Raw genomic sequence first — 13,016 nt, 5'->3', positions numbered from 1 at the left:
AGGTTATGAAAAAACTTTTAAATATCGGATTTTCAGTATTACTGTTTGGCGGGCTTCTGGTTTCGTGTAATGATGACGATTACCATACAATCGAATCTATTGATAAGATCAAAATAGACAGCGTAAAAATCGTCAATGATACCATGGACGTTTTTGCAATACAGAGCATAAAGACTTATTCTACCTATCCGTCTCATTGTGATGGCTTTTACGGCTATGATTATATTTACAATACTAATCTTGAAAGAACAGTTACTTCCTACAAATACATTACAAACGGACCTTGTACACAGGGCAGTTATGTAGGAGCTAATCAAATCAACTTCAGTCCGCAGAGAAAAGGAACTTATACTTTTAAATTCTGGAATGGTGGAAATAACTGGATCACCAAAACAATTGTAGTGGAATAATGAGATTGACTTTTGTAATGTGTTTATTGACAGCTCAGATGGTATTCGGGCAAAAAATTACCTGGGATGAAGACAGAAAACTGACCTGGGATAATTTTAAAAGCCCTGTCAATAAGAAAAAGAATCCCGATGTAGCAGCGTATACCCATTGCGGATGGGAGTTTTCCTCGGTAAAATCTTCCAATCCAAAAGCACCGGTTACGATTACCATCAAAACCATATTTAACGAAGAGAAATCCTGGAAAGACGTGAAAAAGATGGATGATTATATCCTTCTTCATGAGCAGAAGCATTTTGATATTGCAGAATTATTTGTGAGAAAATTCAGAAAGGCAGTCGCTGAAAAAATCAGAACTTCCGGTGATTACAACAAGTATTTCAAATCAATTTATGATGGAATATCCACTGATTATCAAAACTTCCAGCTGGCTTATGACAGAGAAACCCGCCACGGAATCAATAAAGAAAAACAGGCAGAATATAATAACACAATTTCTGAACAACTAGACAACCTAAAAAGCTATCAAGCCCCTTGAAATTCCTCAATAAGATCATCCACGAACTGCTAGCGCAAAACCCGGACCTTTCTGCGTTTAATATCATTCTGCCCGGAAAACGTCCCATTGTGTTTATCAGACAGATTCTGGAGGAAAACAATTACTCAGGGCTTCTTCCCAATTTTTTTACCATTGAAGAGCTTATCAATAAAATTTCCGATCAACAGCCAATTCAGGGAATCCCATTGTGGCTTTTCTCATTCGATGTGTATAGAAGTCTGAATCTCATTCCCAGAGATGATTTTTCGGACTTTTTGAAGTGGTTTCCAACGCTGCAGAAGGACTGGGATGATATTCTCAAATTCTCAGACAGTGATCAGGCAGTTCTGCAGTATATGTTTGATGAGGAAAGGATTAAAGAATGGGCTCAAAACCTGGGCGATGATGAGGATGTTCCAAGAAAGAAGTTTCTTAACTTCTGGCAGAATATGAACGTTTTTCTTCCTGTTTTAAAAGAGAAACTGCAGGAAAAGAACTGGGCAACTTCAGGAATGATTCATGAGGCAGCCAAAGCTAAGATCGTAGATTTTGCTAAAGACACCAAAGAAGAGTTTATTTTTTGTGGATTTAACGCTTTTACTCCGGTGGAGGAAAAGCTGGTGAGAAGCCTTTTAAAATGGAATAAAGCGCAATGTTTCTTTCAGGCAGACCGCTATTATTTTGATGATGAGAGACAGGAAGCCGGAAAGTTTCTGAGAAACCATAAGACCTGGAAAGAATTTGATGAAAACAGAACTTTTCAATGGATAGAGGACGATTTTAGTCAACCTAAAAAAATTAAAGTATACGAAGTGTCGGGGAATGTGACTCAGACGAAAGTGCTGCCCGAAATCTTTAAGGGAATCAACAATAAAACCTATTCAAATACCGCAGTAGTATTGCTGGATGAAAACCTTCTTCCTGCAAGTCTGGATGTGATGCACGGTGTTGATAATTTGAATATTACAATGGGATTTCCGTTGAAGAACTTATCTTTCTCCAATGCTGTGAAACGTCTGTTTTATCTGCAGAAACAACTGGAAAAAAATAAATCTTCATATTACTACAGAGATGTTTTTCCTATTCTGGAAGAATTGCCTAAATCTGTTGAAGACGAGCTTGTTATCAATGATTTTAAAGCCAAAGTAGAAGAGCGGAATATTGTTTATATTTCTAAAAAGCTGCTCCATGAACTGCTCAGTGGGTTGTCATATTTTAACCTTCTCCAAAAAGCTGTGGGAGCAAATGTTTATCTGGATATGCTTATCGCGTTTTGCCAGCAGGTAAAATGGCTGGAAATAGATGATATTCAGTATGAAAATGTTTCACACTTTGAAAATGCATTCAGAATCATCAAAAATCAGCTGACTCCCTACAACATAGAAATCAAAATGGAGACACTGGAAATTCTGATCAACCAGCATATTAACTCTGAAAGTATCGATTTTCAGGGAGAGCCGTTGAGAGGACTGCAGATCATGGGATTGCTTGAAACCCGTCTCCTGAACTTTGAAAATGTTATCCTGCTTTCTGTGAACGAAGGAAAACTGCCGCTTGGAAACTCTCAGAATACCTATATTCCTTTTGATATCCGAAGATTCTTTGATCTTCATACTTTCCTGGAAAATGACAGCATTTATGCCTATCACTTTTACAGGCTCATTCAGGATGCAAAGAATGTTCATTTGCTGTACAATGCTTTAAGTTCCGGAGTAAATACAGGGGAGAAGAGCCGTTTCATTACACAGATTGAAATGGAGAGCTCACACGAGATCGAACACCTGATTATTGAAAATTCTTCCGAACCTATTACCACCAAACCGATAGAAATTTCCAAGACGCAGATTGTACAGGAACGCCTTCAGAAATGGAAGGAAAAAGTATCCGCATCCCACCTTACCAGTTACCTCTATAATCCGATTGATTTCTACCTTTCAAAGATTTTGAATACCTCAGAAACGGATGAGATTGAAGAAGAACTATCTGTGAAAAATTACGGAAATTTAGTCCATTATTCACTTCAAGAAGTGTATGAGGTATTGAAGGGTAAAGTTTTAAAAGAAAGTGATTTAAAAGACTCAGTTAAAGCAATAGATCATTATATAAATATTGCTATTGAAAAACTGAAACATCAGCCGGAATTCTATGAGAAGGGGATGAATTATATTCATAAAGCAATTGCTAAAAAGGTGATTGAAAATGTCCTTAATCATGATCTTGATTTAATAAAACAGGGAAACAAACTGGAGATTATTGACATCGAAAGAAAGTTTGAAAACATTGATTTTCCTCTCGATGGAAATGATAAAATTTCTTTCCTGGGATATATTGACCGGATTGATAAACTGAACGGTACGTTGAGGATTATTGATTATAAAACAGCCAAGATCAAAAATCTCATTGTGAAAATTGATGGAGACAATGTTGCTGAATATTTCCATAACAGTGAAAGAAAACAGGCGCTTCAGCTTTGTATTTATCATTACGTGGTACAGCATCTTCCTGAGTTTTGGGGATATCCTATTGAAACAGGGATCTGGAGTTTTGCAGATGCCAGAAAGGGAATGGTTTCTCTGCAGTTTGACAAAGGAAATATTGATGACGCCATGAAATCTGTCAAAAGCCTTATTCTTGAAATCCTGAATCCGGATATTAATTTTGTGGAAACAATAAAAACCTATTAAAAATATTCAATTACAGATGAGTAATGTGTTTTTATCTGTAAATCAGAATGTTATTTGTTTCGAATAGCATGATGAAGCGTATTTATTTGCTTCACAGAATGCACTGATAAAGCAGGTAACTTTTTGTGTATCTTTACTACTTATTAAAAGCTTTTAAAGTTTAAATCAGATACATTAAGCACCACCAATGAAAAAGATCCTGATATTTTTTGCCATAGCTTTCTCTCTTATTATCAAGTCCCAGCAAAAGAATGATTCCCTGAATATTGCCCTTCAGAATGTGACCAAAGATACTAAATTTGGCCTTGCTCTAAGCGGTGGTGGCGCAAAGGGTTTTGCACACATTGGGATTTTGAAGATGATCGACTCATTGGGAATCAAGGTAGATTATATTACAGGAACCAGTATGGGAGGAATTCTGGGCGGTTTGTATGCAATGGGGTATAATGCGGATCAACTGAAACACACGGTCTATAAAATGGACTGGAATAGGATTCTGAGCAATAAAATTCCTTACAGAAAAGTCAATATCAGTGAAAAAGACGAATATGATAAATATATTCTCGAGTTTCCTGTGGTAAAAGGGATTCCGACTCTTCCGGGCTCGTATATTGAAGGGCAGTATATGGGTGAGGTTCTTAATACACTTACTTTCAACGCAAAACATATCAATGATTTCAGCAAACTGAGGATTCCTGTTCAGCTTACTTCTTCCGATATTGAAAACGGAGGTCTGATCATGCAGAAACAAGGCTCTTTACCGTTGGCTATTCGTGCTACATTGGCCATTCCTGCAGCTTTTGCACCTGTTTATATTGATGGAAAGCTTTTGGTAGATGGAGGATTAGACCGTAATTATCCAGCTAATGAGGTTCGGGAGATGGGAGCAGATTTTGTCATCGGAGGGTATACCGGCTTCAGACTTTTTACCAAGAAAGAAATTGAGAATCCGATGAAGATGATTTATCAAACGCATGCCATCCGTTCGGTGGAAGATTTTAAACATCAAAAAGAGCTGTCTAATGTTTTGGTAGACTTTGTAGATCCATTGGGTGAGATTACAACGAAGGATTTTGCCAAGTTCCGGAGGATTATCAAAATTGGTGAGGTGGAAGCAAGAAAACACCTTCCTGAGTTTGTAGCCCTGGCAGAAGCTCAGCGAAAAGCCGGAATCAAATATGAACATCAGATGATTGAAGAGGTGAAATTGCCTACTACGAAATTCACATTCAATGAAGAAGATGGAACGCCTATTAATGATGTTGCGGAGATTGAAGTGCTTAAAAAGCAAATGGGATTGACGGAAGGGAAGTATTATGATGCAAAAACTGTAAATGAAGCAATAGACCGGGTATTCGGAATGCGCCAGTATATAAAGGTGTATTATACCTACACCAATGAAAATGATGGTCTTATCATGAATGTTTTTGTGAAAAGGGCAAAAAAAGGAGCTTTTAAACTGGCTCTGCACTATGATACAGAACAGTCGGTAGGAATTATTGTTAATTATACATACAGAAACATTCTTTTGAACAGATCAAGATTTCTGGCAACCGTAGATATTTCTGAACGTTTCAAGGCTAAACTTGCTTACCAGCAGTTTCTGGACAGCGGAGAGCGTTTGTGGCTGGATCTGGAAGCCAAGATGGTTAATCTTAAAAGTAATGACCTTAACTTCAGGTTATATGATGTGAATGACGACGGAAGTGACCGTTTTCCTAACCATATGTACCGTAATATAACAGGAAAGATTGCGCTGAACTATAACATCACTCCAAATGCTTATCTGTCATTGGGAACAGAATTCAGTACAGAAAGAATGTACAGTTTACTGGATAAAGTGGATCAGTCAAAAGTGGATAATTACAGTAAGAAATTGTATAACCACAGTAACTTCAACACATTCCTGAAGTTTGAACAGAACAGTCTCAACAAAAGGTATTTCACAACAAAAGGGAATCATCTTCAGGTGAGTACAAGATTTTATTACGGAGATCAGTATGAGCTTTATGATCTGAATACAGTACAGCCTCTTCTGTATCTGATACTAAATCCTAAAGATTTTTATTACTACGAACCTAAAAACCTGATTTCTTTTACTTTGAATGAAAACTTCTATCAACCCATCACAAGAAGGCTGACGGTAAAGGCAAACGTATTTTTGGGAGCAAGTTTTGGCTCGAGGAGAGACGATCAGGTTCCTTATCTATTCCTGAATCAGAAATATAATCTTGGAGGCAGCGAATATAATAATGATCTTTTAAGCCCTGAATTCAACGGTCTTCGTCAGAAAGAGCTTCCTGTGACTTCTGTTGCGAAGGCTGCAATATCATTTCAGTACAGAATTATGAAAAAACTTTATCTTACCCCTTCGTTCAGCTATGGAAAAGTAAGTGAAGAACTTTCTCCTTTTAATGACAGCTTCGATATGTTTGGATATGGAGTAAACCTGGGATATGAATCTCTTATTGGTCCTATCAGTATAAATGTTTCCAGAAACAGTCAGCTTGATTTTTCAAGGATATATTTCAGTGTTGGTTTCAAGTTTTAAAGAATAACCGGAGTCGGTTTAGAAAATATTAAAAATCCTTTTACCTAAAATATACTTTAGATAAAAGGATTTACTATTTTAAAATCAATTATTTATTCTGTTGTAAAACTATTTTCTTGGGATTTCCGGTCTTGGCATTTTATAGTAGCTTCCGGACATGCTTTTTAAAAATGAAACAACTGCATCCAGTTCCTGCTCATTGAGATTCAAAGGTTTTATCAGATGATCGGTAACAGGAAAATTAGGATCAGTTTTCTTTTCTTCAGGAGTAGGGTTAATCATCTGCATACCGCTGTTGTATAAACTGACAATGCCGTGCATGTCATCCATCAATCCGTTATGCATCCATGGAGCGGTATAATTAAGATCTCTCAGAGAAGGAGTTTTAAACTTTCCTGTGTCATCTGAGTTTTTAGTAATATTATACAACCCCAGATCCTCATACTCCCGTTTGTAATAAGTAAGCCCTATGTTGTGAAAAGATTCATCTGTCAGATTTTTTCCATAATGACAGTTCATGCATCTTGCTTTAGTACGAAATATATGCATGCCGTAAATTTCCTGATCACTCATGGCTTTATAATCTCCTTTCATGAACTTATCCAGTTTGCTCGGCTGGCTTCTGATGGTTCTTTGAAAAGTTGCTAATGCTTTGGCGATTTTATCAAATGTAATCTTATCCGTCTGATATACTTCTTTAAAAAGCTGTCTGTATTCTTTCAATTGAGACAGTTTTCCTGCGAGTTTTTCCGGTTTCATGTTCATTTCATTATGAGCGGAAATAGGACCTACGAGTTGCTCTTCCAACGTTTTGGCTTTTCCGTCCCAGAAATAGGAATTCCGGTCTGCAATATTAAAAAGAGACGGTGTATTTCTTTTTCCCTGCAGATGATCTGTTCCCAATGCCACTTCCTGGCCGTCTCCCCAGCCCAGTTCAGGATTGTGACAGCTGCTGCAGGATACCTGGCTGGATGATGATAGTTTGGGATCAAAAAACAGTTTTTTTCCAAGCATTACTTCAGGAAGTTCCTGTGTTTCGTAATAGTTGGAATCCCAGTCTATAGCCTCAAATTCTTTCCAGTTAACCCCGGCATCGATTGTGGGTTTAGGCCAGAATCTTACAGGCTTTTTGTATTGCTCCACAGTTTCTCCATAGTCCACCCTGTACTTTTGCATGGTATGCTGCATACAGAATAGAGAAATACTTCCGAGAACTGCGATTAATTTAAGATCTGAAAATTTTATCATAATGTGTTTAAAAAATACTTCCTATACTGATTGCAAATAGGGTATTGCTGCTGTTTTTAAAATTGCTGTACATGATTTTACCTCCTACAAAAGCGGTTTTGATAACCGGGAAGCTGAAATGAAAATTAATATCAAGCTTTGCCTGCCAGAAATCTGAAGACTGAAAGAGATAATTCTCCTGAAGCATTGTATTAATGGATGTCTTTCCGGAATTGTTGAAAAGAGCATCTTTTTGATAGGTATTAGCTGCGGAAAGCCCTGCAATTATAGAGAGTGTCTGATGATGGTCAAAAGTTTTAAGCCATTGATAATCCGCGCCATAGATTATCTTACTTAATTCTATTCTTGATGTGGGACTGCTGTATTTCTCTTTTTCCTGAATCCATCCAAAAAAGGGGATTAAAGAGGATTTTTGCTTTTCATTACCCATTTGTATGAGCCCTTTAAAAATGATACTGCTGATCTTGTGATTGTACTTTTCCACACTTCCGATCTGGAGGTAGTTTCTTGAGTTTTCATTCAAAAACAGATTTTCAGTTCCTTTTCTTTCTGTATTGTTTCCTTCGGCAGAAATTCCCCAGACTATTTTCCCGGAATCAAAGAATTTTCCTGCTGAAAAGGTCAACTGACGTTCATCAATTTTTGAAGCGTTGAGATCCGCATATTCTGTCAATAGCTTATCAAGGTTAAACTTTTTCAGACCTATATTCAGATACCAGTTTTTGCTGCCTGCTTCAAAGATTTGCAGACCTCCTCCATAAGACCAGCCTTCATAATAAGCCTGACGGAGCTTTCCGGAAAGCAGTTCGTTATAATTTCCCAGTCCGCTCATATTATAGATCATAGGATATCCCTGATTGCTCACAAAGCTCAGATAATGCTTTTGAGTATATTTTTCAGCATCCACATAAGCCCCGATTCTGAATTTCTGAAACATCAGTTTATTGGCACCCATTGTCAAAGAAAAATGGGCTGCTGTATTTTTCGGTCGTGGGTCAATGTCTCTATAGCTCAATGTTGCTTCATAGCTTCCTGTAATTCCTAATGTGTAAGTATTGATTTTTTTAGAATATCCTCCTGAAAATCTATAATTTTCAAACTTCATATCTCCGCCTACACTGTCGGCCGCCACGTAAGGATAGATGAGATCATAATCTGAATTTTCGTTCCATACCACCTGCTTATTTTTCCCCTGAGTATAAGAAGCATTACCCCAAACTGTTGTTCTGTCATTGAGCTTTTGTAAGCTGTAGACCTCTGCACCCCACAGATTTTTGCTTTTGCCTTTTTGTTGCAGCTGGTTGGGAGTATTGCTTTTTTCAGCAAACACATTGAAAGTTGTGATCCCGTATTTCCTTGCTTCGGCATAACTGGCAGGATTGGTGGTAATACTGTTTTTAATATGCCTTTCAAAGCTGTATTCTTCACGTACTTTTTCTGTTATCGTGTCCGTGATCTGAGCATGCAGTTTTACACTTGAAAAAGAGATCAGCAGGACGGATATGGAAAGAAAATATTTCATTTTAGTTGAATAAAGATGGTTTTACACCATGTTCAAAGTCTGTTGTGGAGTTGTTGGTGTCTTTAAGAATATCTTTACCATCTATTGTTTTTCCTGTTACTTTTCTGCGTACAGCTTTTCCAAAACGGTTTTTATCTCCGTCAAAAGAAGTTACAGAAGTCCATCCCAGATCCAGAGAAGGAGAGGTTACCACCCATTGAAATGAATCCTGTACACTTAAATTAACAGCATCTGTAATCCATTCATTGGGAATTTTGACAGCAGTTCCGTCCATAGGATACACATCACCACCTATAATAAGGTTGTAATTGTAAGTATATGTGTTTTGAGCGATCAGCATCTCATTGGTCATTCCCTGTGGCATACGTGCTAATGCATAAGCGTAATATCCCTGCGTGTGAATCACCATTTTTTCAAAAACATTTACCATTTTCGGAACCGAAGGATTGTCGATGTCATCAGAATCTTCTTTGAAAATCTGGAAGTTAGCATTGGAAAGATTAACGGAAGAAGGGTTGAAATCTTTATGATTAATAGCATCTTCAGCAATAATGATATATTCTCCCGGTTTTACAGGATAGGTCGCTCCATTTCCTGGAATTCTGATAATAGCCCCGGCAGATAGAGTAGTTCCCATAATATTGGGACTGTAATCCTGTTTTTCATTGGTCATAAAGCTGGATTGTATCAGCAGCATGCCATCTGCATACAAAGTCTGGTCTGTATTGTTGGTAATTTTAAAATACTGATCACCGAAGTACATGGCTCCCTGTGGGGTTTTGGTTCCGGTAAAGAAGATTTCTTCAAGTATAAGATCGCTGCTGCTGCCTGATTTTAACGCAAGATCCATAGTTTTGCTGGTTTCACTGCCATTGATGACTATCCCGTTCTGTACACCGGCAACTTTGGCTTCTATCGATCCGGAATTATCAGCATACATAATGTTTCCTTCTGCAATGATGTTATAAGTTCCCGAGGGAAGAACAACCTGCAGTTTATTGTTGTTTTTAAGCTCCTGAGTAACCGTAAATCCGGAATTAAGTTCTTTGAAGCTTATCGTGAGATGTTTGTATTCTTTAACCTGAATATTTTCAGGAACTACTTTGAGTTCCAGCTTTAACGAAGTTTTTGCCTCTGCGACATCATTGGAATCTGAAGAACAGGCTGTTATCGAAATTGCTGCACACAATACGAACAGTGTTCTTAATACATGTTTTAACATAACTTATTGAATTGAAATTGTTTATAAATTAAAATTGATTTCCATCCCGAAATAAGGATCATAAGCACCTTTTCTATTTATGGTAAATCCGTTGATATTGTAAGGTGTATAGTAGCTGAACAGCCTGTTGGCAAACATAGATACTACAACAGCTTTATTTCTGAAGCTTTTGGTTACTTTCAGATTGAGGTTCATTTCCATAGGTCTTCGGGAGGCATTATATAAGTCCTCATTCTGAGCGATGATAAGACTTTCAAGGATTGTTCCCTTGGCTGTTTCCGGATTAAAAGGGAAGATATGACCGTCCTGATCTACATAATGACTGGGGATTCCGCTCATAGGCTCAAGTTTTCTCATAGAATACCATGAAAACTGGAATGAGGATGAAAAAACAAGGTCCAAACGGGGAATATAAGTATCCATCATCAGATTGGTATTCAGTACTTCATTCAACGAATTAGGTTCCATTCCCTCATATAATCCCAGATAAGGATAAGGTTTTCCATTGATCAGTAAATCTCTTCCTCTGTATACCGGCAGGCTGTTGCCATATTTTGTACGAAACCAGGCTCCGTTTAAAGTAAATCTTGTATTAATTCCGGGAATTCTGTTGGAAGAATACTGAAATTCTACACCTTCTTTATCTACTTTGCTGCCATTTCGCTGAGTGGCATACAGAAAGTTTTCATTCACTGTCTGATAGGGAAGTGTATTCAAATCAGGCGGAGAAGTGATAGCATCGTGATTCAGACCAGAAGTGTCATATTTTTTATATTGGTATAAAGCATATTCATTCATGGAACGAAATGCATTGCGCATATTTTCTTTAAAAACAGTAACAGATAACTGATGTGACCCCAGACTGAAATCAACTCTTGCTTCAAATTTTTCATTCACAGCAGGTTCTATTTCAGGATTCTGCGGATTGTAGATCAATGTCTTATAATTGATTCTTCTGTAGTTTGGATTGTTGTGAAAATAATTGAGCTGTTGAATATCCTTATAAATAAGTTCAGGGTATAATAAATTCAGGTCCGGAAATAAGCTCTGTTTACCATATCCTAATGTTAAAGCTAAAGTTGCTTTTTTGTTCATCCAGTCAAATGAAGGAAGTTCCCATTGGAAATTGGCTCTCGGATCTGTATACCATTTTCCATTCATTTTGAAATGAGATGGAAGGTTCATCATAGTGTTTCCTCTTAATCCTAATGCTAATGTAAGTTTGTGATTGCCTGCAGGTAATGAACTTACAGATTCCAGAAATAACGCTGAAGTCATATAAGCCGGAATATCGCGGTAAGGGCGTGGTCTGAAAGTAGCTTTTGGGTCAATGGGTCTGTAGATATCAAATAGCTGCCCTTTGCCCCAGTTTTTACTCATTTGCCAATCGAATCCGGCATTGAACTCATGGTGAACAGATTTCGAATCAACCTGAAAGTTATTGATCATTTTAACAAACAGATCAAGAGGTTTTCCGTCCACTGTATAATTGGAAATATATCTTGGTTCAGGATAATAACCATCGTATTCCCCTTCAGTTGCTGAGAGAGGAAAGGCCATTGCATTTTCCAGCTGAATAAATTTGGTTTGCTTTATCCTGTCAAATCTTTGGTTTGCCGTTGCCTGAATTTCGGTTGACCGATAGAACGAAGGCTCATTTTTAGTATAAGTAAACAAATTGGAAAGACTCAAAAAATGATTATTCACCTCATAAGAATTGAGTTCGGACAAATCCACATCAGGATCAGATTTTGAACCGTCCAGTGAACCTGTATAGCTGAGATTACTCTGCCATTTACCGGTTCCGTGATCCCATTTTTTTTCTTTTATAACGGCGATATGAGCGGTAATTCTTTTATAGCTTTCAAGCCGGTCTCTGGGGTCAGATTTTGCATTCAGATAATCCAGTCCTGTATTGATTTTCAAATCTTTTTCTTTGTTTTCAAAACCTTTGCTTACAGCAAAAAGTTTACTGTAACCATCGGCTTTGAATCTTGCTTTCCATTTTGTGTATCCGGATTTGTTCGTGATTTTTACAATTCCTGAAGTCAGGTTTCCATAGACAGCGGACGGAATTCCACGAAGAACTTCCACGCTCTCAATCTGATCTGTAGAAATGGTTCTCATATCCACACCGCTGTTTATATTAAGTCTTCTCTTAAGTCCATTATTGGTTTTGTCTAAAAAATCATAAGAATACTGCAGGTTGGCATTAGAGTTTAGCGGAGCGCCATCAACCAAAAATGTAGTTCCCATAGAAGATGTGTTGTAATCACTGCTTGGTCTGCCGGTTTCGCGGAGACTTATTTTGTTAACCTGATTAAGAACAGGATCACCTGACCTCCCACCGGGAAGAAGTTCCAGAAGATCAGAAAAGCTTGAAGGCTGCAAATGCTGCATAGCCCGCTGGCTGATCATAGAGGAGGAGGTAAGTCCTTTACCTTCTTTGGCTGTAATAACCACTTCTTCAATAGTATTTATCTTCTCTGCAAATGAAAAAGCAAATGTTTCAGACTTTGTCACAGATATTGTACCTGAATATCCAAGAATTCCGTTTTTCCAGGCTTCAATTTTATATTTTCCGGGGAGAAGATGTGTTTCTGCTATTCCTTTTTCATTGGTAGAAGATGTATGAGTGTTTTCTTCTGAGAAAATTTTTATTTCAGAGTCTTTTAGTGAAGTCTGATTTTTGTCTTTTATTTCAAAAGTGATTGTAAATTCCAGATTCTGGGACTTGACTGCTGTGATCGTGGTGATAAAAATAAGAAAGCTGAAAAATCGGAGCCTCAAAGGGAATCGGGAGTCATGGTGTACCATCTGGCATTATTCTTTCGGCAAAAGTA

At 37.6% G+C, this 13,016-nt stretch carries 8 protein-coding genes; 4 read left to right on the top strand and 4 right to left on the bottom strand.

Features of this window, described 5'->3' with window-relative positions:
* The first annotated feature begins 5 nt into the window (after positions 1-5).
* The 4 genes from GFU89_RS05305 to GFU89_RS05290 all read left to right on the top strand — a co-directional run bounded on the left by GFU89_RS05305 (position 6) and on the right by GFU89_RS05290 (position 6,181).
* The gene (locus GFU89_RS05305) at positions 6-410 is read left to right on the top strand and encodes a hypothetical protein (protein WP_077414471.1); all 405 of its coding nucleotides are present in this window, start codon (positions 6-8) and stop codon (positions 408-410) included.
* Positions 410-946, top strand: coding sequence for a DUF922 domain-containing protein (locus GFU89_RS05300; protein ID WP_318846159.1), 537 nt, complete (start codon positions 410-412; stop codon positions 944-946). The genes GFU89_RS05305 and GFU89_RS05300 overlap by 1 nt, the downstream gene beginning before the upstream one ends.
* Positions 943-3,630 carry a PD-(D/E)XK nuclease family protein gene (locus GFU89_RS05295; protein ID WP_318846158.1) on the top strand — a complete coding sequence of 896 codons (2,688 nt, stop codon included), beginning with the start codon at positions 943-945 and terminating at the stop codon, positions 3,628-3,630. The genes GFU89_RS05300 and GFU89_RS05295 overlap by 4 nt, the downstream gene beginning before the upstream one ends.
* Before the next feature lie 187 nt (positions 3,631-3,817).
* Positions 3,818-6,181: a patatin-like phospholipase family protein gene (locus tag GFU89_RS05290; protein ID WP_318846157.1), complete on the top strand. Its 2,364-nt coding sequence runs from the start codon at positions 3,818-3,820 to the stop codon at positions 6,179-6,181.
* Between the two features lie 108 nt (positions 6,182-6,289).
* Here the strand turns inward: GFU89_RS05290 and GFU89_RS05285 are convergent, their stop codons facing one another.
* The 4 genes from GFU89_RS05285 to GFU89_RS05270 all read right to left on the bottom strand — a co-directional run bounded on the left by GFU89_RS05285 (position 6,290) and on the right by GFU89_RS05270 (position 12,990).
* Positions 6,290-7,369, bottom strand: a complete 1,080-nt coding sequence (locus GFU89_RS05285) for a cytochrome-c peroxidase (protein WP_318846249.1) — start codon at positions 7,367-7,369, stop codon at positions 6,290-6,292.
* A 67-nt stretch (positions 7,370-7,436) separates the two neighbouring features.
* Positions 7,437-8,951: a DUF6850 family outer membrane beta-barrel protein gene (locus GFU89_RS05280; protein WP_318846156.1), complete on the bottom strand. Its 1,515-nt coding sequence runs from the start codon at positions 8,949-8,951 to the stop codon at positions 7,437-7,439.
* Position 8,952: 1 nt separating this feature from the next.
* A complete protein-coding gene (locus tag GFU89_RS05275) occupies positions 8,953-10,173 on the bottom strand; it encodes a DUF4876 domain-containing protein (RefSeq protein WP_318846155.1) in 1,221 nt (406 codons plus the stop codon).
* Between the two features lie 21 nt (positions 10,174-10,194).
* Positions 10,195-12,990: a TonB-dependent receptor plug domain-containing protein gene (locus GFU89_RS05270; protein WP_318846154.1), complete on the bottom strand. Its 2,796-nt coding sequence runs from the start codon at positions 12,988-12,990 to the stop codon at positions 10,195-10,197.
* Positions 12,991-13,016: the final 26 nt, after the last annotated feature.

Source organism: Chryseobacterium sp. JV558 (genome assembly GCF_033712365.1).
Taxonomy (GTDB): Bacteria; Bacteroidota; Bacteroidia; order Flavobacteriales; family Weeksellaceae; genus Chryseobacterium.
This window is presented reverse-complemented; position numbering and strand designations above follow the sequence as displayed.

Coding starts and splice junctions, on each gene's coding strand:
- GFU89_RS05305 (WP_077414471.1), top strand. CDS start 6: ATGAAAAAACTTTTAAATATCGGATTTTCAGTATTACTGTTTGGCGGG.
- GFU89_RS05300 (WP_318846159.1), top strand. CDS start 410: ATGAGATTGACTTTTGTAATGTGTTTATTGACAGCTCAGATGGTATTC.
- GFU89_RS05290 (WP_318846157.1), top strand. CDS start 3,818: ATGAAAAAGATCCTGATATTTTTTGCCATAGCTTTCTCTCTTATTATC.
- GFU89_RS05285 (WP_318846249.1), bottom strand. CDS start 7,369: ATGCAGCATACCATGCAAAAGTACAGGGTGGACTATGGAGAAACTGTG.
- GFU89_RS05280 (WP_318846156.1), bottom strand. CDS start 8,951: ATGAAATATTTTCTTTCCATATCCGTCCTGCTGATCTCTTTTTCAAGT.
- GFU89_RS05275 (WP_318846155.1), bottom strand. CDS start 10,173: ATGTTAAAACATGTATTAAGAACACTGTTCGTATTGTGTGCAGCAATT.
- GFU89_RS05270 (WP_318846154.1), bottom strand. CDS start 12,990: ATGGTACACCATGACTCCCGATTCCCTTTGAGGCTCCGATTTTTCAGC.